This is a genomic window from Luteibacter sp. PvP120, assembly GCF_054055715.1.
The window spans coordinates 1-22,571 of record NZ_JBSRXP010000011.1 but is presented as its reverse complement, the minus strand read 5'-3'; the positions used below and the strand labels follow the sequence as shown (position 1 = coordinate 22,571).

Genomic DNA, 22,571 nt, shown 5'->3' with positions numbered 1-22,571 from the left:
GTCGGCCGGGTGGTTCCCTGTGCTTGCTATCATCGGCGGCCCGGCCCGACGTTCCGGCCGGCTGAGCAAAGCACAGGAAAACCATGCAGAGCATCGAACAACGTATTGCCCAGGACATCGCCGCCAAGCCCGAGCAGGTGCGCGCGGCGGTGGAACTCCTCGACGGCGGCGCCACGGTGCCGTTCATCGCCCGCTACCGCAAGGAAATCACCGGCGGGCTCGACGACATCCAGCTGCGCCTCCTCGAAGAGCGCCTGCGCTACCTGCGCGAGCTGGAAGACCGCCGTGCGGCGATCCTGGACAGCATCGTCGAGCAGGGCAAGATGACCGACGCCCTGAAGGCGGACATCCTGGGCGCCGACACCAAGGCGCGCCTGGAAGATCTCTACCTGCCGTACAAGCCCAAGCGACGCACCAAGGCCCAGATCGCGCGCGAAGCCGGGCTGGAACCGCTGGCGCTCGGCCTGCGCGACGATCCCACGCAGCAGCCCGAAACCCTCGCCGCCGGCTTCGTCGATGCCGACAAGGGCGTCGCCGACGTCAAGGCCGCGCTCGACGGTGCGCGTGCCATCCTGATGGAAAGCATTGCCGAAGACGCCACCCTCGTCGGCGAACTCCGCGACTGGCTGTGGGAAAAAGGCCAGATCCGTGCCGTCGTGGTAGCCGGCAAGGAAAACGAGGGTGCCAAGTTCCGCGACTACTTCGACCACACCGAAGCCGTCTCGCGCATTCCGTCGCATCGCCTGCTCGCCCTGATGCGCGCACGCAACGAAGGCGTGCTGGAGATCGACCTCCAGCCGGGCATCGATGCCGACCAGGGCCATGCCGAGGGCGAAGGCCGCGTGGCGGCACGCGCGGGCATCGTCAACAAGGGCCGCGCCGCCGATGCCTGGCTGCGCGAGACCGTGCGCCTCACCTGGCGCGTGAAGCTGCACCTGCACCTGACGCTGGACCTGTTCGGCCGCGTGCGCGAAGGCGCCGAGGACGAAGCGATCCGCGTGTTCGGCGACAACCTGAAAGACCTGCTGCTTGCGGCGCCGGCCGGCGCGAAGACGGTCATGGGCCTGGACCCGGGCATCCGCACCGGCTGCAAGCTGGCCATCGTGGACGCCACGGGCAAGCTGGTGGCCTACGACACCATCTACCCGCACGAGCCGCGCAACCAGTGGGACCAGTCCATCGCCCGCATCGCACAGCTGAGCAAGCAGCACGGCGTCAACCTGATCGCCATCGGCAACGGCACCGCCTCGCGCGAGACCGACAAGCTGGCCGGCGAGGTGATGCGCAAGCACGCCGACCTCAACCTGTCCAAGGTGGTGGTCAGCGAAGCGGGGGCCTCGGTGTACTCGGCGTCCGAGCTCGCGTCGAAGGAATTCCCGGACGTGGACGTCTCCATCCGCGGCGCCGTGTCCATCGCGCGCCGCCTGCAGGATCCCCTGGCCGAACTGGTGAAGATCGAGCCCAAGGCCATCGGCGTGGGCCAGTACCAGCACGACGTGAACCAGGTGAAGCTGGCCCGCGCCCTGGACGCGCGCGTGGAGGACTGCGTGAACGCCGTGGGCGTGGACGTGAACACGGCATCCGCGCCGCTGCTGGCACGCGTGGCGGGCCTGTCCGGCAGCGTGGCCGAGAACGTGGTCAAGCACCGCGACGCGAACGGCCCATTCCCCAGCCGCAAGGATCTGCTCAAGGTGCCGCGTCTGGGCGACAAGGCATTCGAGCAATGTGCCGGCTTCCTGCGTATCAGTGGCGGCAGCAACCCGCTGGATGCCAGCTCGGTGCATCCCGAGGCCTACCCCGTCGTCGAGCGCATCCTCAAGCAGTGCGGCCGCGAGGTGAAGCAGGTCATCGGTGACACGTCGTTCCTGCGCAACCTCAAGGCGGAAGATTTCACCGACGCAACCTTCGGCGTGCCCACGGTGCGCGACATCCTGAAAGAGCTGGAAAAACCCGGTCGCGATCCGCGTCCCGAGTTCGTCGCGCCCAGCTTCGCCGAGGGCGTCGAAGACCTGAAAGACCTGACCGTCGGCATGGTGCTCGAGGGGCGCGTCACCAACGTGGCGGCCTTCGGTGCGTTCGTGGACATCGGCGTGCACCAGGACGGCCTGGTCCACGTGTCCGCCCTGTCGCACACCTTCGTCAAGGACCCGCGCGATGCCGTGAAGGCCGGCGACGTGGTCAAGGTGAAGGTGATGGAAGTAGACCTGCCGCGTAAACGTATCGCGCTGAGCATGCGCCTGGACGACGTACCGGGCGAAGCCCGCGGCGGCCGCCCGGGGTCACGCGACGACACGGCCGGCACCGGCGGCAACCGCCGTGGCGGACAAGGCGGCGGCAACCGCAACGCGGCACCGCCCAAGCCGGCGGCCGCGCCCGCCAACAGCATCTTTGCCGATGCGTTGTCGCGCGCCCTTAAGAAATAACGCAACATACGCGCGCGCCTCTTCGGGGGCGCGCGACTCAGGGACAACCCGTACGCAAGCCCCTACCGCGGCGCAGCATGCGCTCGCGTATGGCTTCGATTACCGTAACGTTTCTCTAACGCCCCACACACGGAGTGATTCCACATGCGTATTCGTCATCTCGCCGGCGCCATCGGCGCTGCCCTCCTCGCCAGTGCCGGGGCACACGCCGACGGTTTTACGCAGGTGGTGTCCTTCGGCGACTCGCTCAGCGACAGCGGTAACGTCTCCACGCTGCTTCGCTCGCCGGTCGCGCTGCGCTTCACCACCAACCCGGGTACCGTGGCCGTGGAGAACATCGCGGCCAACTACGGCCTGACGCTCACGCCGTCGCTCAAGGGCGGCACCGACTACGCCTACGGCAATGCGCGCGCCGCCACGGTGAACCCGGTTACCGGCACGCCGCTGACCGTGCCGCCGACCTCGACGCAGATCCAGACCTACCTCGCCTCCACCGGTGGCAAGGCCGACCCGAACGCGCTCTACACGATGTGGATCGGCGCGAACGACCTGCTCGCCGCCACGGCCAACCCGGCCACGGCCCAGGTCGTCGTCGCCACCGCGGCCACCAACGAAGTCGGCCAGATCAAGGCCCTGCAGGCCGCCGGCGCGAAGACCATCGTTGTCTTCAACCTGCCCGATGTGGGCAAGACCCCGGCTGCCCTCTCCCAGGGTGCCACGGCCGCCGGCCAGATCTCGCAGCTGGCCCAGGTCTACAACGGCGTGCTGTCCGGTGGCCTGACCCAGGCCGGTCGCGGCATCGTGCCGGTCAACGCCTACGCGATCCTCAACGAAGTCATCGCCAACCCCAGCGCCTACGGCTTCACCAACGTCACCGTGCCGGCCTGCACCACCGCCTCGTCGCTGACCTGCACGCCCGCCACGCTGCGCGACCCGAATGCGGCGTCCACGTACCTGTTCGCCGACGGCATCCATCCGACCACGGCCGCCCATGCGATCCTCGGCCAGTACGCCGTGTCGATCATCAGCGCGCCGCAGAAGATCTCGCTGCTCGGTGAAGCCGGTCTCGCGTCCAACGCGGCCCATGTCCGCGCCCTGCGTGGCCAGATGATGGCCGACAACTTCGGCGCGGAATCGCGCGTGTTCGCCGCGGTGGATTACGGCCAGCAGAAGTTCAAGTCGACCGACACCTCGCCCAAGACCGACAGCGACAACGTCAACCTGACCGTGGGCGCGGACGCCCGCGTCAACGACAACGTGTCGGTCGGTGTCGCGCTGGGCCTGTCGCAGAACAACGCCGACTTCCAGGGCGGCGGTGGCTACAAGATGCAGGACGTGGCCGGTTCCGGCTATGCGTTCTACCACCAGGGCGGCGGCTACGGCGGCGCGTTCGTCAGCTTCGGCCAGCTCAGCTTTACCGACATCGATCGTCGCATCGACCTCGGCGCCGCACGCCGCACCGAAACCGGCAAGACCGACGGCTCCCACGTCGGCGCAGGCCTGCAGGGCGGCTGGTGGTTCGGCAGCGACACGCTGAAGACCGGCCCGTTCGTCAGCGTGGAATGGGAACAGCTGCGCGTGTTCGGCTACACCGAGCGTAGCGACAGCAGCACGGCGATGACCTTCGGTCGCCAGACCCGCAACGCCCGCATCGAAACCGCCGGCTGGCGCCTGCAGGGTTCCTGGCAGGCTGGCAGCACGATGCTGCACCCGTTTGCCGAAGTGGGCTACAACCACGACGGCCGCGCCGACGATCGCTTCGTGTCGGCCGGGCTCAACAGCATGGCCGGTCGATTCGACGTCCAGGGCTTCACCCCGGACAAGACCTGGGTCACCGCCGATCTGGGTGTCAGCGCCGACTTCAGCCAGCGCTGGAGCGGCTGGGCCAGCTACAGCGGTCGCTTTGCTGACGATACGCAGCGTTACAACAGCCTCAATCTTGGGCTGAAGATGGCGTTCTGATCGGCCTTGTAAAAAACGCCGGCTCATTCGAGCCGGCGTTTTTTATAAATGCGTCAATTCCCAGAAGCCATTCAGGGATTGACCCATGTCCAACCCTTATCGTTAAGCATTTCGGGCTCAGCAGCGTCCGCAGGACTACATTCCGCAATACCACACGCCGTACTTATGGAAAGAAATCCGGGCAATGTATAGTGAGTGATGATGGTGCCCGGAACGATGTAACGCAGGCCTGGATTGGTCCCGCAATTTACTTCTTCGGTGATTAAGTAAGCAGTGTGAGTGTTGCCAGCGTGATACGTCAGGGCATTGCAAAGACGGATGTCCTGGCCGACAAGTGCGCCATTTTCGTCAAAGAATTTGCGGGACGTAGCGTTAGGCGAAAGTGCGTTGGCTGAGCCTGCGCAGCCCAGCAAAAGTGCGGCTGTCAAAGCAATTTTTGACCATGTATACATCGTGCGTTCTTCCCTTAGGTAGAAGATTTGATTGGGGGAGGGGCTTCGCAGGCCTGGCAATCAATTCAGCACCGAATAGTTCCGTCAAATGCGGACTGTTGGCCGTTACGACTGAGCTATTCCGCTGCCCGCCCTGCACTTTCAACTTTCCCACCTTATTGCCCTAATGTCTGTCAGGGAAACCTTACATAGCACTTTTTTGTGCGTGAGAGAGTGGTATCGGGGTGACGTGTACACATATCGCTGCTGCGGCGACAGCTATGAATGCCATCACGAGCAAATGAAGGCGATTCAAATAAAAACGCCGGCCAATGGCCGGCGTTATCTTTAAGACTCAAGAAAACCTTACTTCTTGCCGCCAGCCTTCGAATACATTGCCTCAGCCTGCTTCTTCAGGTCGTTGGCAGCGTCGTCGCTGAGCACGTCGACCTTGCCGCCGGCCTCGTTCTGCTTGAGCACCAGCTCGCCGGCATCGTTCCAGCCCGCGCGCTCGGTGGAGGTCGGCTTGCCATCCTTGCTGGGCTTCTTCTCCTGGACGATCACCCAGGGCTTGCCATCCTTGTAGGCATAGTTGGTCGAGGTAAAGCCCTTGTCGCCGTAGTCGACCAGTTCGATGACGAACTGCACGTCGTTACCCTTCTTGAAGATCTGCCAGCCGCGCGACTCGCCTTCCTTCAGCGCGGTGCCCTGGGTCATCTTCAGGCCACCGATGTTCTTCTTCAGGCTGTTGAAGCCGTTGAGCTCCTTCTCGCCCGGAGTGGCTTCACCCACCATCTGGATGTTGGCAACGTTCTTGGCGCCCTTGGTCAGCACCGGGGTCTTCAACGGCGACGAATAGTGACGCTCACCGTCCTGAAGCGACGCTTCGACGATGTAGATGTCGTTCGGGTTGAGATCAGACGCGTTGAAGTCGAGCTGGAACGACTGCGGCAGCGTCACCGGCTGGATGGTCTTGGTGGCCAGGGGCTGCGAGCCCTCGGCACTGACGTCCACCAGCTTCAGGTCGAGCTTGGCATCCGGCGACAGCTGGGCGCCCGCATCACGCAGCGTGACGCTACCCGTGACGGCATTGGCGGGAGCGGCATTGTCGCTGCCACCGGCGGCGGCCTGCTGGCCGTTGTTGTCAGAGCCGCCACCGCAGCCGGCAAGCGCCAGGGCAGTCACGGAAGCGAGCGACAAGAAGATCCTGCGCATGGTCGAACCTCATAGGAAACGAAACGGATTTGGGTCGCGGACGATACGCGCGCGCATGGCACGGCAACACGTCCCGGGGGAACCTTGGAGCATACCGGCAAAATCTCCCCTGTAAAAGTCAAGAGACGAATTACCTGCATTTTCGTAAAAGGAGACCTTGTTGGCATGTTTAAAGGCAGGTTTGCCGGAAACGGCCAGGCTTCCAGCAGAACAGCGGCCCGGTCATCGCTATCCCATGCAAAAAAAACGCCACCCGGATGGGTGGCGCTTTCTCGAGTGGATAGCCGAGATGGAACGGCTATCCACGTTCGACGGAACGACAATCAATAGTCGTACGTGACACCGAAGCGGAAGTACCGCGGGGTCTGGAACGCGATCGGCACGTTGTAGGTCGGCTCCTTCGCATCCGTGGTTGCGTAGTACGGATCGGACTGGGTCTTCTTCTGCTCGTTGAGCAGGTTGAAGACTTCCGCCGTGAACGCCAGCTTGCCTTCGGCAAACGCCGGACGGTAAGCGAGGGCCGCCGAGACAGTGTGCGTAATCGGGTTGCGACCCGCCTCGCCCGGGGGCGACGGCTGGCCACCGCACCAGTGGTACGACTCGGTGCCGTAACCGGCGTCGATCTGGCCGGGGCCGAAACCGCCGTAGCAGTTACGCGGCGCACCGGAGATGATCGCGATGTTGCCCGAGAGCTGCCATTCCGGCGTGATCTCGTAGGCACCGTACATCTTGAACGCGTGGGTGTGATCGTTGGCGAGCTTGCCATTCGAATACACCATCAGCGGGGCGTTGTCCCATGCCTGGGTAACCGACGGATCGCTGCGCGTACCGGCATCGGAATCGGTCTGGCCTTCGCTGTTGCCGTAGAGCTTCGAGTAGACATAGCTCACGTTACCCCACCACTTGCCATCGCCCTTCTCGTGCTGCAGATGCAGTTCGAGCGCGTAGTAATGACGCTTCAGGTGCGGGAAGCCGAGATCGGCGTTGGTCGCATCGACACTGTCGAAGCCGCCGGTGGCATTGGGCGCCAGGAACGTGTTGGCGCGACCCGGGTTGAACAGGTAGCAGCTGACGCCAGCCTGCTTCAGGTCGACCGCGGAACCGCTTGCCGTGAACAGCTGCTGCAGGCGGCCCGCCGGATCGTCGCCCGTATCGCAATAATCGTCGATCGCGTTGCCGAGCTTGCGGTAGGTCGCCTTGGCGCCATAAACCCAGTTGTCGCCCAGGGTCTTGTCGAAACCGAGGATGAACTCATCCTGGTACTCGGACTTCAGGCCCTTCGCCGTGACGATGCGGGGATCCTTCGCCTGGCCGTATTCGTTGTTCGTCGAGTACGGTTGGCCCGGGCCGTTGACCGTGTTGAGCGGCGTCAGACCCGTCGGGTAACCGTTGGTCGGATCGATACCGGTGTAGGAGTAATAGACATTGGTCTGCGTGGAGCCCGAGGCACCGCGAAGTGCCGGTGCCAGCGGCAGGGCGAGGTAATAACGACCCGCGTTGCCATAGACCTTGAAAGTGCTATCACCGAACACGTCCCAAGTACCGCCGAGACGCGGAGCCCACTGAGGCTTGGTCTGGGTGATGTACGGCTCGTTGCTGCCGTTGTAGTTGGTGAACTGGTCGTTGCGCAGGCCGAGCGACAGCTTCACGGTATCCGTGACCTGCCATTCGTCCTGGACGTACTGCGCGCGCTGGCGGACACGCACCGAAGCGGCCGTCTGCTGGCGGTACTGGCTCACGTAGTAAGGCGTACCAACCGGGGAGTCGACGGCGCCGTTGGCGATGCCGCTACCCGCTGCCACCGTACCGTAGCTCCACATGTAACCGGCATCGGCGTACACCGACGCACCATCGTTCAGATCCTGCGAGTTCTGGTTGTCGATACCCACCGTGATGGTGTGATCGCCCAGCACATAGGCAAGATCGACGCGATAGTTCGACACCTTGCTCTCGTGCCTGGAGTCAGGCACCGTCGTCAGGTTCTGGGCATTGGTGATGCCCTGCGGGAAGCCGGCGGTGTAAGCCGGGTTCTGCTGCTGCGGCGAGATAATGTGGATGAGCGACGGATCGGCGCTGCCCGGCTTCGTGTAGAGCTTCGTGTCCTGCTTGCCGTACTGCGCGGTCAGGGTCAGGGCATCGGTGATGTAGCTCGTGTACTTCGCGATCCACATCCGCTGCTTGGTGTTCTCAGTCGTATCCTGCGACTGGAACGCGCCCGTGCGACGGGTATCGTTGTCAAAAGCGTAGACATCGCCGCTGTAATTGTTCTGGTAGCTGGCGCCCGTCAGCTCGAGCAGGTTGTTGTCGTTGATGTTCCAATCGAACTTGGCATACAGCTTCGGGCTTTTGTACGTGTACTGTGTGTTGCGGTTCGACGAGCTGATCGCGACATTGTCGCCCTCACGCTTCTCACCCTCGACAGCGATGAAGCCGAACAGGGTGTCCTTAATCAGAGGGCCGCCGGCGTAAGCCGAATAGACCGCGTCCCAATCCTTGTTGAGGTTACGGTAACGGTAGGTCTGGCCGTCGTTGACCGAGCTGCCCGGATACTTGGCGTTGATCGGGTCGGCCTTGGCGAAGGCCGGGGTCCAGAGGATCTGGCCACCCGCATGGAAGTCATTCGTGCCGCGACGGCCGACCACGCTGATCACACCACCGTCGGAGCGACCGTACTGGGCGCCGTAACCGCCGGTCAGGATTTCCTGCTGGTCAACGGCACCGTACGGCAGGGTCATGCCGCCATAGCCCGCCACCGGATCGGTGGTGTTCATACCGTTGATGTAATACGCGTTCTCGGTGACTGCCGAGCCGCCGAACGAGACGAGAGCCTGGCCGGTGGGGCTGGCGAATCCGGTACCCGACGCACCCGGCGAGACGCCCGGAGCCAGCAGCGCGATCGCTTCGGCGGAACGGCCGAGCGGCAGCTGCTTGAGCTGGGTCTGGGTGATAACGGTGCGCGAGTCGACCGACGACACGTCGATCGGCGGCGTGGAGGTGCCGACCACGGTGACGCCTTCGAGGTTCGAAGCATTCGCCGCGCTGGCTGCCGCGCCAGCGTTGAAGGACACGTCGGTACCGGCGTTGACGCGGAGTTCCACGTTATCGCGCGAATCGACCGTAGCGCCACCCTTCATCAGGCTGACCTTGTACGTGCCCAGCGGCAGGTTGCTGAAGCCGTAACGCCCGTTCTGACCGACCGTGGCGGTACGCGTCACGCCGGAGCCGCTGGTGATCTGAACGGTGTCGCCGGCTTCGGCCGAACCGAAGAGGCTACCGGTGGTGGCCTGGGCGAACGCGCTGCCCGTAAGGCCCATGCCCATGGCCAGCGCAAGCGCCAGCGACGAACGACGCAGGACGGAAGCCTGCCGGATGCTGCGAGAACTCATTGCAAATCTCCCCAGATCGACCCTAACAGGGCCCAAAAAAACGAGCAAAACCGACCAAAGGCCGGAAAAAAATGGCCTTGTCCGTCGCTCGGATCCGAGGGGTGGTACCAGCGCCCTACTCCTCCCAGAGAGGACGCCAACCCCTGACCAGCTTCTGACAAGCCCTGACGAGGAACCCACCCTTCGCCTTTCGTGGTTCACGAAAGGGTCAGTCAGGTATCGCCGATGCCGAACATAGGCGTGACCCGACTGCCGTGTCAACAAATTATTTACACGGGCTAGGTGTTTTTCCTAGTGCGGAACTCGTTCAGGTATAGCTGCCAACTCGCGGAAATCAGGGGATTTTTGCTTGAGAAATAAACAGTTCCGAAAAAAAAAGCCCTCGTCCGGGAGGCGGAAGAAGGCGATCTGGGGAGCACGTTTCCTTACCGTCGGGGGGCAAAGCCTTGCCCCCCGCGGTCTTTTTCTTGTTGTGCGATACGCGGCGCGTTATCAGAAGTCGTAGCTGATGCCGAAGCGAGCGTAACGCGGCGTGGTCTGGTAGATGGGAACGCCGTACCGCGGGTTCAGCTGCTGCGTGGTGCCGTGCAGCGGGTACACCTGCGTTTCCTTGCGCTGGTTCAGCAGGTTGAACACCGTGACATTGAAGGCCAGCTTCTTGTCGGCCCATTCCGGACGGTATTCCAGGCTACCCGTGACGATGTAGGTCCAGGGATTGTGGCCCGCTTCACCCGGGGGCGACGGCTGACCGTCGCACCAGTGGTAGTAGGAACCGTAGCCGAGGTTCGGGTTCGTCTGGTTCGGACCGTAGAAGCCGAGGCAGCTCTTCGGTGCGCCCGAGGCGATGTTGATGTTGGCGGCAACCAGCCATTCCGGCGCCAGCTGGTACGAACCGTAGGCCTTGAACTGGTGCTTGCGGCTATTGGCCAGTTCGCCGTTGGCGTACTGCATGACTTCGGCGTAATCCCAATCGACCGTCGCCGAGACCGTGTCCTGACGGATGTCCGAACGGACCTGGCCTTCCGAGTTGCCGTAGCTCTTCGAGTAGACGTAGTCGAAGCGGACCTGGTACTTGCCGTCCCAGGCGTGATCCAGGTACAGCTCGAGGCCGTAGTAGCTGCGCTTGTTGTGCGGGAAGCCGAAGTCCTGGTTGTTCATGTCGACGCTGTAGAAGCCGCCGTTGGTGTTCGGCACCAGGAACGTATTGGCACGACCCGGGTTGAACAGGTAGCTGCCCTGGATGGCGCCGATGGTGTTCGGATCGATACCCGAACGGATCATCTTGGCCTCGATCGCGCCGCTGTCGCCGACATCGTCGATCGAGTTACGCAGCTTGCGCACGGTGGCCTTGGCACCGTAGGTCCACTTGTCCGTCAGCGCGGCGTCGAAGCCGAGGATGAACTCGTCCTGGTACTGCGACTTGATGTTGGTGGCGGCAGCGGTGGCCGGGTCACGCGGGATGCCGTACTCGCGGTTGGCCGAGATCGGGCCGCCCGTGCTGCTGGCGATCGGCGTCAGGCCCGACGGGATGCCGTTGGCGTCGATGCCGGTGTAGTTGAAGTACTCGCGTGTGTAGAGCGAGGCACCGGCGGAACGCAGCGCGACGGTCGCCGGCAGCGCGAGGTAGTAGCGACCCGCGTTGGCGTAGATCTTCAGGCTGGAGTCGCCATTGACGTCCCAGGTAGCGCCCAGGCGCGGGGCCCACTGCGGCGTGGTCAGGCGCAGGTACGGCTGGCCGTTCTGGTTGTAGTTGGTGAACTGGTCGTTACGCAGGCCCAGCTTCAGCATCCAGCGGTCGTTGACCTGCCAGGTGTCCTCGATGTACTGCGCGCGCTGCGTGGTGCGCACCGATGCGGAGGTGCTGTAGACATAACGCGCGACGTAGTAACCACGACCACCCGGGGGGGCGACATAGGCGGCGTCGGTCGGCAGCGTGCCGATGATGGGCGTGCCCGCGTCGGTGTTCAGGTACTCCCAGGCGTAACCCGGACCCGTCGTGCTCTGGCCGTCATCGTTATCGGCCACTTTCTGGTTATCGAGACCGGCCACGATAGTGTGGTCGCCGATGTGATAGCTCAGGTCGACACGGAAGTTCGTGTTGGTCGAGGTGTGCTGCGGATTGTTGGTCTGCGCCGCCGGGTTGGCGTTGCTGATAGCGGCACCGCCGGTGATCAGCGGATCCTGGTTGGTCGCCGTGATGATCGACGGCAGGGACTGATCGCCGCCCTCGGCGGTGTAGTACGTGCCCTTCATCTTGCCGTACAGCGCGGTGAGGGTCAGGTCATCGGTGATGTAGCTGGTGAACTTGGCCGTGTACAGATTCGCACCCGACTTGTTCAGCGGCGCGCCGGCGGTGTCCTTGCCGGTGTACGCACCCTTCTGCTGGGTCGCGTAGCTATAGCTGTAGATCGACGCGTCGTAATCCTGCTTGTTGGACGCACCAGTCACTTCGAGGATGTTGCTGTCGTTGATGTTCCAGTCGATCTTGCCGTAGATCTTCGGGTTACGGTAGGACTGCTGGTACACGAACGGGGAAGCGATGCTCGTGGTCTGGTTGCCCTGGCGACGCTCCTGCTCGGCGGCAAGGAAGATGTACAGCTTGTCCTTGATCAGCGGGCCACCGGCGTACGCGGAGTACGTCGTGCGCCAGTTCTTGTCGTTGCGGTTGTCGTCGTACAGCGCGCCGGCCTGCGCACCGACCTGGCGGTAGTAGTTGATCTGGTCGGCCTTGGTGCCCTTCGGCTCCCAGAGCACCTGGCCACCGAAGTGCCATTCGTTGGTGCCGCGCTTGCCGACCTGGCTGATCACGCCGCCGGACGAACGACCATACGCCGCGCCGTAACCGCCGGCGAGGATTTCCTGCTGGTCGATGGCGCCGTACGGCAGGGTGATACCGCCGAAGCCGCTGAGCGGGTCGGTGGTGTTGAAACCGTTGATGTAGTACGCGTTCTCGGTGACGGCGCTGCCGGCGATCGAGACGAGGGCGTTACCGGTCGGGCCGACGAAGAACGAGCTGCCGCTCACGGCGCCCGGCGCCAGCAGCGCGATGGCTTCGGCGGTACGCGCCAGCGGCAGCTTGTTCAGCTGCTCGGAGGTGATAACAGTGCGCGAGTCGACCGCGCTGACGTCGATCGACGGCAGGGCGTTGGCCGAGACGGTCACGCCTTCCAGGCTGGTCGAGGCCGAGCTGCCGGAAGCGGCGGCGGCGTCGAAGGCCACTTCGGTACCGGCGCCGACGCGCAGGGAGACGTTGGAACGCGAATCGACGGCGGCACCGTCCTTGTTCAGCGTCACCTTGTAGCTACCCAGGGGCAGCGACGTGATGGTGTAGCGACCGGCGGCATCCACGGCGACGGTGCGGGTGACGCCCGTCTCGTTGGTGGCGGTCACGGTCTGGCCCGCACCTGCCGGCACCTGGCCGAAGATGGAACCGGTGGTGGACTGTGCGAAGGCGGCACCGGACACGGTACCCAGGCCGATGGCGAGGGCCAGTGCGGTGCGACGTCCCATCATGGCGGCGCGGTTGTGGCGCGAATTCATCTTGCATCTCCCCGATTAAAAATTCCGTCAGCGCGATAGGTCGCGTCGAGCGGCAAGCCGACCCCGGCCCGGCTCGCGCCAGGCTTCTGAGAGATCGGAGGCTGAAAAAAAATCCCCTTTCAACAGCAGAACCCCCTGCTAAGGACCCTGCACCCCGAAGCGCCACTGTCGTGGCTTGCAGTAGGTATATCCAAAGCTGTCATCGCTACGCAATACGAAAATCTCACGGAAAATTTACGCAGCTAGACAGTTATTCCCATGGCAAGTGATGCATAACGCAAAAAACTGCGCTCTTACAATCAGTTACATATGTGACCTTTGGGCCTTGCAAGCGAGATCTTCCTTTTTCCTAGGAATCATTCCTAGAGAAAAGTCCGGAATTGCCGGGTGTTCGCGTAGGGTTTTGCGCTTCCGGGTGCCGCGAGAACGGGGCCGACTGAGCCGATTCGCCCTATAACCCATGAAATACCGATTGCAACGTTCCGGGGATCGGGGCGCACTCACTTGCGCCCTCGTGCCGACAGGTAAAGATTTCCAGAAGCGACCGATGGTTAGACGCGGCAACGAACCGACCGGCGAGGCCAGGGACAGCCGGCGGCGTCACCTAAGAAACTTCTCAGCAGAAAGGCTTTCGAAGGGAAGTTGCTGTACACCGAATACACGGTCCGCGCGTTGGATCGCGGAAGGCCGGGGGCCGATCCACTCAGACACGAGGTTCCAAGCGCATGAACTACAACTCAAGGGGCTCCGTCATGGCCGATGCGGCCGGTGAAAACGCAGAGTCCGCACGTATCGACGTCACGCCGGTCGGATCGTCGTTCGCCACGCGCGTGCGGGCAGTGATCAAGATGTCCGGCAGCGTCAGCGAGATCGCCCGACGCTGCGGCTTTTCCGAAGGCGTCGTGCGCAGCTGGCGCGACGGCAATACCGACCCCTCACGCGGGCGTTGCGTCACGATGGCCAAGACGCTGGGCCTTTCCCTCGTCTGGCTTGCCGCCGGCGAAGGCCCGATGATGCTGGACGGCTCGGGCGACGATCCGCTGGCCCGGACCGACACCACGGAAAACGTGCGCGGCCGTGACGGGCGCGAAGCGTCGGGCCCGGTGCCGTCCACGCTGGATGCCTCCCGCCTCGCGGCGGCGATGAAGCTCCTGCAGTCCGATATCGAGATGACCGGCAGCCGGTTTTCCCCCGTGCGCCATGCCGACCTGGTCGCCGAGATGTATTCCATCCTCGGTCGGTCGGGCGAAGCGGACTATGCGGATCGCATGATTGCCTTCCGTCATACGCTGATGTCGCGCGTGGCGGACGATCAGGCCACCGCTGCCGCGTAATAGGCGATTGCTGATCGGGACGATTCCCGCCGCCCAAGGCGACGGGAATCCTTGCGGCCCGCGGCCTACAGCCGCGAAATGTCCGCGATGGCGCCGAACGTAGCCTTGAGCTGCGCCAGCAGGGCGAGGCGGTTGCCACGCACCGCGGCGTTGTCGGCGTTGACCAGCACGTCGTCGAAGAACGTATCCACCGGCCCCTGCAACGCCGCCAGGCGTGCCAGCGTGCCCATGTAGTCACCCGACGCCAGCATGCCCTTCGTCTCGGCGCGGGCCGCGTCCAGTGCGGCATGCAACGCGCGCTCGGCGTCCAGCTCGAAATGCGCGGGGTCCACCGTACCGGGAATGGGCGCGGCGCCGGCCTCTTCCGCCTGCTTGCGCAGGATGTTGGCCACGCGCTTGTTGGCCGCCGCCAGACTGGCCGCTTCCGGTCGACGCGCGAACTCGCCCACCGCACGCAGGCGACGGTCGAAGTCCGGCAACGTGGACGGGGACACCGCGATCACCGCTTCGAACTGGTCGGCCGAGAAGCCCTGGTCGGCGTAATAGCCGCGCAGGCGCTCCAGCACGAACGCCTGCACCTCGTCGCCCAGTTCGCGACGTCGGGCACCGATGTCGACAGCCGGCGGCTTGCCGTCCTTGCCGGGCTTCACGCCAGCCACCAGGGCCGCTTCGGGAACCAGCTCGAAGGCTTCGCTGAGGGCGGCGCGCAGATCGATGTCGAGGCCGGCCTCGATCAGCGTGCGGGCGAGCCCGAGCGCCGCGCGGCGCAGGGCGAACGGGTCCTTGTTGCCGCTGGGCTTGAGACCGACGGCGAAGATGCCTGCCAGGGTGTCCAGGCGTTCGGCCACGGCCAGCACCTGGCCGACCTTGCCGGCGGCGATGGCATCGCCACCGAAGCGCGGCTGGTAGAAGCTGTCCAGCGCGTCGGCGACATCCGCGGGCAGGCCCTGGCGCGTGGCGTAATAACGACCCATCACGCCCTGCAATTCGGGGAACTCGCCGACCATGCGGGTCAGCAGGTCGCACTTGGCCAGCGCGGCCGCCTGCGTGGCCTGCCCCGCATCGACGCCGACGCGGTTGGCGATCACGCGGGCCAGTTCGGCCACGCGCACCGTCTTGTCCCACAGGCTGCCCAGCGACTGCTGGTAGGTGACCGACTTGAGGCCTTCCTGGTGGTCGGCCAGCGGGGTTTTCAGGTCGGCATCCCAAAAGAACTTGGCATCGGCGAAGCGCGGGCGGATGACACGCTCGAAACCCTTGCGGATCTCCGCGGGGTCGCGGCTGTCGATATTGGCGACGCCGATGAAGTGCTCGGTGAGGCGACCGTCCGCGGCAAACACCGGCACGAACTTCTGGTTGGTCTCCATGGTGGTGACCAGCGCCTCGGGCGGCACGTCCAGGAACTCGCGCTCGAACGTGCAGGCGATCGCCACCGGCCATTCGGTGAGGTTGGCGATCTCGGCCAGCAGGCCCTCGCCCAGACGCGGCACGCCGCCGGTGGCCACCCGGGCCACCTCGTCGACCACGCGCTGGCGGCGCTCGGCCGGATCGGCGATGACGTGCGCCTGGCGCAGCGTATCCAGCCAGCTGTCGGCATCGGCCACCGACACGGGCTCGGGATGGTGGAAGCGATGACCGCTGCTCAGCCGCCCGCTGGACAGGCCCAGGACCTGGCCATCGACGACATCGGCACCGTGCAGCATCAGCAACGTGTGGACCGGACGGACGAAGCTGTCCTCGCGGTTGCCCCAGCGCATGGCCTTGGGAATCGGCAGCGCCTTGAGCGATTCGACGACCACCTCCGGCAGGAGCGCGGCAGTGGCCTGGCCCGGCTTCACCGCACGGAAGACGAACCAGGCGCCCTTGTCGGTCTCCAGCTTTTCCAGCGCCGCCACGTCCACACCGCAGGACTGCGCGAAACCGACCAGCGCCTTGCTCGGCGTACCGTCCGCACCGAGGCTGGCGGCCACGGCCGGCCCACGGCGTTCCACGGTCTGTTCCGGCTGGGCGATGGCCACATCGGGAAGATAGACGGCGAGGCGGCGCGGGGAGGCGTAGGTTTTCGCGGCATCGTAGCCGGCGGCCACGCCGCGCTTGCGCAGGCCCTCGACGATGCCCTGCGCGAAGGCACCGGCAAGGTCGTCCAGGGCCTTGGGCGGCAGCTCTTCGGTGCCCAGCTCGATCAGGAGGGGCAGGCGCTTATCGGCCATGGACGGCCTCCTTGTCGTTCTTCTTCAAGCCGGGAAACCCGAGTTTTTCACGCTGGGCGACGTAGGCCTCGGCCACACTGCGGGCCAGCGTACGCACGCGCAGGATGTAGCGCTGGCGTTCCGTGACGCTGATGGCCCGACGTGCGTCGAGGAGGTTGAAGGCGTGGCTGGCCTTGCAGACCTGCTCGTAGGCCGGCAGAGGCAGGCCCGCCTCGATCAGCTTGGCGGCCTCGCCCTCGCACACGTCGAACCAATGAAACAGCTCGGCCACGTTGGCGTGCTCGAAGTTGTAGGTGCTCTGCTCCACTTCGTTCTGGTGGAACACATCGCCGTAGGTGACCACGCCATGCGGGGCGTTCGCCCAGACGATGTCGTAGATGCTGTCGACGTTCTGCAGGTACATCACCAGGCGCTCGAGGCCGTAGGTGATCTCACCCGTGACCGGCCGGCATTCCAGGCCACCGGCCTGCTGGAAATAAGTGAACTGGGTGACTTCCATGCCGTTGAGCCAGACCTCCCAGCCGAGCCCCCAGGCACCCAGGGTCGGTGACTCCCAGTTGTCCTCGACGAAGCGCAGGTCGTGCACCAGCGGATCGATGCCCAGCGCCTTCAGCGAGCCGATGTACAGGTCGAGGATGTTGTCGGGGTTCGGCTTGAGCATCACCTGGTACTGGTAGTAATGCTGCAGGCGATTCGGGTTGTCGCCGTAGCGACCGTCCGTGGGCCGTCGACACGGCTGCACGTAGGCGGCCGCCCAGGGCTCCGGTCCGAGCGAGCGAAGGAAGGTCATCGGGTGGAAGGTGCCCGCGCCGACTTCGGTGTCGAGCGGCTGCACCAGCACACAGCCCTGGTCCGCCCAATAGCGGTTGAGGGTCTGGATCACGTCTTGGAAAGTGGGCGCGGACATGGTTCCCGAGTCCTTGAGAAAGCGGGCTAGTATAGCGGCGTAGTATTGAACACGGGGTTGGACCTGATGGCAGTCAATCCGCAGCACGCCGCCCTCCTGGGCCGCCGTGGCCGGCTGGAGCTCGACGAGGTGCTCGCCTCGCTGATGGTGGACGGCTATGTCAGTGCCGACGACGCCAAGCGCGTGCGCACCGGCTCCCGCAGCGGCAGATCGGCCATCGAACTGCATCCCCTGGTCGTGGTCTCCAGCGCGAAGCTGGACAACGGCCGCGACCCCGGTCGGCCACTGAGCCTGGAAGCCCTGGTCGAATGGCTGGCCGGCAAGGCGGACCTGCCCTACCTGAAGATCGACCCGATGAAGGTCAACGTGGCGCAGGTCACGCAGGTGGTCAGCAACGCCTACGCGCAGCGCCATCGGATCCTCCCGGTCGCGGCCACCAGTGGCGAAGTGACCTTCGCCACCGCGGAGCCCTTCGACACCAGCTGGGCCAACGATCTCGGCCAGATGCTCCGGCGCGATATTCGCCGCGTGGTCGCCAACCCGATCGACATCAACCGCTACCTGCTCGAGTTCTACGGCGTGCAGCGCTCGATCCAGCTGGCGGTCGATGCGAAAGGCCAGGACTCCGCCTCGAAGATCATCAACTTCGAGCAGCTGGTGGAACTGGGCAAGGGCGGCGAGCTGGGTGCGGACGATCGCCATGTCGTGCATATCGTCGACTGGCTGTTGCAATACGCCTTCGAGCAACGCGCCTCGGACATCCACCTCGAGCCACGCCGCGATGCCGGCCAGATGCGCTTCCGCATCGACGGCGTGATGCAGAAGGTGTTCGAGTTGCCGCCCCCGGTCATGACGGCGGTCACCGCACGCGTCAAGATCCTCTCGCGCATGGACGTCGCCGAAAAGCGCCGGCCCCAGGACGGCCGCATCAAGACGCGTTCGGCCGGCGGCCGCGAGGTGGAACTGCGTATCTCGACCATGCCGACGGCCTTCGGCGAAAAGGTGGTGATGCGTATCTTCGATCCCGACCTGGTCATGAAGGACTTCTCGCAACTGGGCTTTTCGGCCGAGGAAGACCGGGTCTGGCGCAGCATGGTGGAGCGCCCGCACGGCATCGTGCTGGTCACCGGTCCCACCGGCTCGGGCAAGACCACCACGCTGTACTCCACGCTGAAACACCTGGCCAAGCCGGAGCTCAACGTCTGCACGGTGGAAGACCCCATCGAAATGGTCTCGCCCGACCTCAACCAGATGCAGGTGCAGGCCTCGATCGACCTGGACTTCGCGGCGGGCGTGCGTACCCTGCTGCGCCAGGACCCGGACATCATCATGGTGGGCGAGATCCGCGACCTGGAAACCGCACAGATGGCCGTCCAGGCCTCGCTGACGGGCCACCTCGTGCTGTCCACGCTGCACACCAACGACTCGCCCAGCGCGGTCACCCGCCTGCTAGACCTGGGCGTGCCGCACTACCTGATCCAGTCCACGCTCAGCGGCGTGGTGGCACAGCGCCTGGTCCGTACGCTGTGCCCGCACTGCAAGCAGCCGGCCGCCCAGGACCTGGACGAATGGCGCGTCGTCACGCGTGGCTGGGACATCCCCCTGCCGGAGCGCGTGTTTGCGCCCGTGGGTTGCCTGGAATGCCGCAAGACCGGCTTCCTGGGACGCACCGGCGTCTACGAGATGATGCCCATGACAGGGCGCCTGCGCAGCATGATTTCCGCGGAACTCGACCTGGGCCGTTTCGGCGCGGCCGCCCTGCGCGAGGGCATGAAGCCCCTGCGGATTTCCGCCGCGGCACAGGTCGCCGCCGGCATCACGACCGTGCGCGAAGTGCTCAACGTCCTCCCCCCCAGCGACATCGAAGATACCTCCACGTCATGAAGCCCTTGATCATCGTCCGCACCGGCCGCGCGCCCGACGTTATCAGCGCACGCCACGGTGACTTCCCCCGCTGGTTCCAGCTCGGCCTGCGCCTGCGCCCGGCCCATATCCGCGTCGTCGATGCGGAAAAGGGTGAAGCCTTGCCGGACCCTCGCGACATCGCGGGTGCGGTGCTGACCGGTTCCGCATCGATGGTGACGGAGAAGCTGCCGTGGAGCGAGCGCACGGCCGGCTGGATTCGCAATGCCATGGACGTGGAGTTGCCGTTGCTCGGCGTCTGCTACGGGCACCAGTTGATGTCGCATGCGCTGGGCGGGCGGGTCGACTACCTGCCCGGCGGGCGCGAGATGGGCACGATTCCCCTTACCTTGCGCGGCGAGGTGGGAAACGACCCGCTCGCCGCGGCGCTGCCCGAAACCTTCGCCGCCCATGCGACACACGAACAGAGCGTGCTGGAGCTACCGCGCGGCGCCGTCTCGTTGGCGGGATCCCAACGCGATCCGCACCATCTCGTCCGCTACGGCAGGCACGCCACCAGCATGCAGTTCCACCCTGAGTTTTCGGCCGAGGTCATGCGCGCCTATATCCGCCGACGCCACGATGTCCTCGACCAGGAAGGCCTTGCACCGGCGCAGATGCTGGCGGCCGTGGTGCCCACGCCGCATGCGACGCGATTGCTGCGCGGCTTCGTACGCGAACACCTGCACGCATCGCGAGCGGAAGAGGAATCCTCAGTTACGTAAGCGACGAACGATGGCACCGCGTGAGACGAACGCGAACACGATGCCGAAAAGGAAGCCGCCGATGTGGGTCCACCAGACCACCGCACCGTAGCTGGCGCCGGCATAGCTGAAAAGCAGCTGCACCAGCGCCCAGATGCCGATCAGTAGAAACGCGGGTACGCGGACGAACTCGAGGAACAGACCCAGCGGCAGCACCAGCCCTAGTTTGGCGCGAGGGAACAGCGTGACGTAGGCGCCGACCACGGCCGACACCGCACCGCTGCAGCCGATGATTGCCACGCGTGCGCCGGTAAGCGAGATGGCGCCGATCAGGTTCGCGACCACTCCGCCGAGCAGGAACAACAGCAGGAAGCGCGGCGAACCGAGGCTGCGCTCGGCGGGCAGGCTGAAAATCACCAGGAACAGCAGGTTGCTGACCAGGTGCAGCCAGCCGCCGTGGATGAATGTCGCCGTCAACAGCCGCAGCAGGGCGGGATCGCTGATCTGCTGCCACAGCGGCAAGCCCGTGCCGAACAGGTGTGCCGGGACCGTCCCCCAGTGCCGCATGATTAGCGTGCGTTCGTCCCGGCCGGCCAGTGCCAGGCCCACGAAGCTGACAACGCAGACCACGACGATCAGTATCGTCGCCCAGCACAGGCGCGACCGCCGACGTGTGTCCACGTGGACGAACATGGTCAAGGAATGCCGCGGGCGAGATGCGGACCTTCGGCTTCGAGCGACGACAGGGCGAACATCGTCTCCGGACCGACGACACCGTCGGCGGCGATGCCAAAGCGCTGCTGCACCGCGAGCACGCGTGCCTGCACGCCGCGATCGAACGTGGTGGGCGCCACCGTGCCCTCCGCCGGCAGGTGGCTCAACAGCCAACCCACGCCCGCGCCCGTGTCACCACGGGAAAGCTTTGCAGGCATGGACGGGTCGGTGCGGAAGACCGCATAGAAACGACCGTTCCACACGCGTTCGAAGACGTCTCGCGTCAGTTCGACGTATTTGCCTCCAAGATACAGGCGTACATCCTCATCGCCGGCGCCTACGAGAAGGACTTCCTGGCGCCCATGCGCTTCGTCAAGCTCGAGCAGCAGCGGGCGATCGAAACGGCGGAGCTGATCCAGTGAACCGCGTCCACTGACGCAGGCGAAACCGGGGAAGATCACGGCATCGCAGGCCATGGCGGTAGCGACCGAGGTCTCTTTCGAGGTGACCTGCCAGCGCGCCAGTAGCTCGCTCCATACACGCAGTTTGCCCACATCGGGTGCGGGCAAGGCATCACGGAATTTCTCCAGGGCCTGCTCGGGCGTGGCCGTCACTAGGTTCTTTGGGCGAGATGGGCTGCGGCCCGACAGGAACCAGGTAGTGACACCGCCCACGAACAGGACGGCGAGAACCGCGCACCCCACGAGGATGGCTTTGCGATAGCGGCGCAGCCAGTAGCGCGCGTGCTGTGGAAGAACCTCGCGGGCGACGAAGCCGAGCGCACGTTCGCCGATGGAGCGTTCGCCACGCTCGGCGGCCCGCTCGAGCGCGCGTTGGGCAAGGGCGCTGAGCCGCCGGGGATTACCTTTCCCGTCATCGCGCAGGCTGCGCAGGCCCAGTCGACTGAAAGGCATATGGGACGCGCCCGCCACGTGCAGACGATGGCGTACGTAGCGCTCGCTTTCTTCGGCCGTCAACGGCGCCAGTGTCAGCTGGCTGGTCACCCGCGCGGCGAGGGCCATCGCCGGTGAGTTGGGCCGTCGCTCGTCGGGGGCGGGAAAGCCCGCCAGCACGAGGTGGAACGGCGTGCCGGCCTGCTCGCAAGCGGCATGCAGGCGTTGGACGACGGCAAGCATACCTTCGGGCATCCGCTGGACATCGTCCAGGATCAGCAGGAAACGTCGGCTTACGTGCTGCAGCAATCGCCCCAGGCCGGCCGCCAGCCCGTCGACCAGATGGTCTTCTGTGTTGGCGTCTGCGCTGAGTGGAAGCGGCAGACCGAAGCCGGCATACAGGGAGCGAAGCCAGGCGGTGTTGCCCAACGCGTAGTCGTCGGCACCATGGCGTACGGCCTTTACGCCGTGATTGGGCGCATCGGCTTCGATCAGCAGGCAAAGCAGGCTCTTGCCCAGGCCAGCCTCCCCGGCGATCAGGGTCATGCTGGCGTCCGTGGACACCAGCTGGTATTCGACATGCGCGAGGGCGTCGCGTTCACGCGCAAACAGACACGCGAAACGCGCATCCGGTGCATCGCCGAACGGAGGCTCACGCAGCCCGAAGTTTTGTAGATACATGGTCCCTAATGTAGCCGATCGCCCGGCATGGATGATCGGGTCATGAGACATGATTTCAAAGGAAATTAAGCAAGAAAAAACCCGCCACGAGTGCCCGTGGCGGGTTTTTAGGATAAAGCCCCTGGCGGTGACCTGTTGCGGGTCGTGCCCTTTGGGGCACGCCAGCAACGGTTCGACAAAAAGAAAACCCGGTCTCAAATGAGACCGGGTTTCCGGGATAAAGCCCCTGGCGGTGACCTACTCTTGCATGGCTTGAGCCACACTACCAT

At 64.8% G+C, this 22,571-nt stretch carries 13 protein-coding genes; 5 read left to right on the top strand and 8 right to left on the bottom strand.

The genetic code is table 11. The features are described 5' to 3' along the window. Window positions 1-83 precede the first annotated feature (83 nt). Both ACVKN3_RS17565 and ACVKN3_RS17560 read left to right on the top strand, forming a co-directional pair. Window positions 84-2,423, top strand: coding sequence for a Tex family protein (locus ACVKN3_RS17565; RefSeq protein WP_354516901.1), 2,340 nt, complete (start codon window positions 84-86; stop codon window positions 2,421-2,423). A 144-nt stretch (window positions 2,424-2,567) separates the two neighbouring features. After that, window positions 2,568-4,385: an autotransporter domain-containing protein gene (locus ACVKN3_RS17560; RefSeq protein WP_354516899.1), complete on the top strand. Its 1,818-nt coding sequence runs from the start codon at window positions 2,568-2,570 to the stop codon at window positions 4,383-4,385. Window positions 4,386-4,456: 71 nt separating this feature from the next. Here the strand turns inward: ACVKN3_RS17560 and ACVKN3_RS17555 are convergent, their stop codons facing one another. The 4 genes from ACVKN3_RS17555 to ACVKN3_RS17540 form a co-directional block, all read right to left on the bottom strand. After that, window positions 4,457-4,837 carry a hypothetical protein gene (locus ACVKN3_RS17555; RefSeq protein WP_354516897.1) on the bottom strand — a complete coding sequence of 127 codons (381 nt, stop codon included), beginning with the start codon at window positions 4,835-4,837 and terminating at the stop codon, window positions 4,457-4,459. Window positions 4,838-5,182: 345 nt separating this feature from the next. After that, window positions 5,183-6,031, bottom strand: coding sequence for a DUF1481 domain-containing protein (locus ACVKN3_RS17550; RefSeq protein WP_354516895.1), 849 nt, complete (start codon window positions 6,029-6,031; stop codon window positions 5,183-5,185). A 323-nt stretch (window positions 6,032-6,354) separates the two neighbouring features. Continuing rightward, window positions 6,355-9,417, bottom strand: coding sequence for a TonB-dependent receptor (locus ACVKN3_RS17545; RefSeq protein ID WP_354516893.1), 3,063 nt, complete (start codon window positions 9,415-9,417; stop codon window positions 6,355-6,357). A 492-nt stretch (window positions 9,418-9,909) separates the two neighbouring features. Further along, entirely contained in the window at window positions 9,910-12,957 is a 3,048-nt protein-coding gene (locus tag ACVKN3_RS17540) for a TonB-dependent receptor (protein WP_354516891.1), read from the bottom strand. A gap of 725 nt (window positions 12,958-13,682) precedes the next feature. Between ACVKN3_RS17540 and ACVKN3_RS17535 the strand changes: the two genes are divergently transcribed. Further along, window positions 13,683-14,291: a helix-turn-helix domain-containing protein gene (locus ACVKN3_RS17535; protein WP_285402591.1), complete on the top strand. Its 609-nt coding sequence runs from the start codon at window positions 13,683-13,685 to the stop codon at window positions 14,289-14,291. Window positions 14,292-14,356: 65 nt separating this feature from the next. Here ACVKN3_RS17535 and glyS read toward each other — a convergent pair whose 3' ends face one another. Then, entirely contained in the window at window positions 14,357-16,501 is a 2,145-nt protein-coding gene (gene glyS / locus ACVKN3_RS17530) for a glycine--tRNA ligase subunit beta (RefSeq protein WP_354516889.1), read from the bottom strand. Further along, window positions 16,491-17,408, bottom strand: coding sequence for a glycine--tRNA ligase subunit alpha (glyQ, locus tag ACVKN3_RS17525; RefSeq protein ID WP_036139073.1), 918 nt, complete (start codon window positions 17,406-17,408; stop codon window positions 16,491-16,493). The genes glyS and glyQ overlap by 11 nt, the downstream gene beginning before the upstream one ends. Window positions 17,409-17,474: 66 nt before the next feature. Between glyQ and ACVKN3_RS17520 the strand changes: the two genes are divergently transcribed. Then, the gene (locus tag ACVKN3_RS17520; RefSeq protein WP_354516888.1) at window positions 17,475-19,292 is read left to right on the top strand and encodes a GspE/PulE family protein; all 1,818 of its coding nucleotides are present in this window, start codon (window positions 17,475-17,477) and stop codon (window positions 19,290-19,292) included. Then, entirely contained in the window at window positions 19,289-20,035 is a 747-nt protein-coding gene (locus ACVKN3_RS17515; RefSeq protein WP_354516886.1) for a glutamine amidotransferase, read from the top strand. The genes ACVKN3_RS17520 and ACVKN3_RS17515 overlap by 4 nt, the downstream gene beginning before the upstream one ends. Here the strand turns inward: ACVKN3_RS17515 and ACVKN3_RS17510 are convergent. Next, complete coding sequence (locus tag ACVKN3_RS17510) at window positions 20,024-20,707, bottom strand: rhomboid family intramembrane serine protease (protein WP_036139067.1); 684 nt, start codon at window positions 20,705-20,707, stop codon at window positions 20,024-20,026. The two genes, ACVKN3_RS17515 and ACVKN3_RS17510, sit on opposite strands and share 12 nt — an antisense overlap. A gap of 2 nt (window positions 20,708-20,709) precedes the next feature. Continuing rightward, a complete protein-coding gene (locus ACVKN3_RS17505) occupies window positions 20,710-22,470 on the bottom strand; it encodes an AAA family ATPase (RefSeq protein ID WP_456992198.1) in 1,761 nt (586 codons plus the stop codon). Between the last annotated feature and the right edge of the window lie 101 nt (window positions 22,471-22,571).

Coding starts and splice junctions, on each gene's coding strand:
- ACVKN3_RS17565 (WP_354516901.1), top strand. CDS start 84: ATGCAGAGCATCGAACAACGTATTGCCCAGGACATCGCCGCCAAGCCC.
- ACVKN3_RS17560 (WP_354516899.1), top strand. CDS start 2,568: ATGCGTATTCGTCATCTCGCCGGCGCCATCGGCGCTGCCCTCCTCGCC.
- ACVKN3_RS17555 (WP_354516897.1), bottom strand. CDS start 4,837: ATGTATACATGGTCAAAAATTGCTTTGACAGCCGCACTTTTGCTGGGC.
- ACVKN3_RS17550 (WP_354516895.1), bottom strand. CDS start 6,031: ATGCGCAGGATCTTCTTGTCGCTCGCTTCCGTGACTGCCCTGGCGCTT.
- ACVKN3_RS17545 (WP_354516893.1), bottom strand. CDS start 9,417: ATGAGTTCTCGCAGCATCCGGCAGGCTTCCGTCCTGCGTCGTTCGTCG.
- ACVKN3_RS17540 (WP_354516891.1), bottom strand. CDS start 12,957: ATGAATTCGCGCCACAACCGCGCCGCCATGATGGGACGTCGCACCGCA.
- ACVKN3_RS17535 (WP_285402591.1), top strand. CDS start 13,683: ATGAACTACAACTCAAGGGGCTCCGTCATGGCCGATGCGGCCGGTGAA.
- glyS (WP_354516889.1), bottom strand. CDS start 16,501: ATGGCCGATAAGCGCCTGCCCCTCCTGATCGAGCTGGGCACCGAAGAG.
- glyQ (WP_036139073.1), bottom strand. CDS start 17,408: ATGTCCGCGCCCACTTTCCAAGACGTGATCCAGACCCTCAACCGCTAT.
- ACVKN3_RS17520 (WP_354516888.1), top strand. CDS start 17,475: ATGGCAGTCAATCCGCAGCACGCCGCCCTCCTGGGCCGCCGTGGCCGG.
- ACVKN3_RS17515 (WP_354516886.1), top strand. CDS start 19,289: ATGAAGCCCTTGATCATCGTCCGCACCGGCCGCGCGCCCGACGTTATC.
- ACVKN3_RS17510 (WP_036139067.1), bottom strand. CDS start 20,707: ATGTTCGTCCACGTGGACACACGTCGGCGGTCGCGCCTGTGCTGGGCG.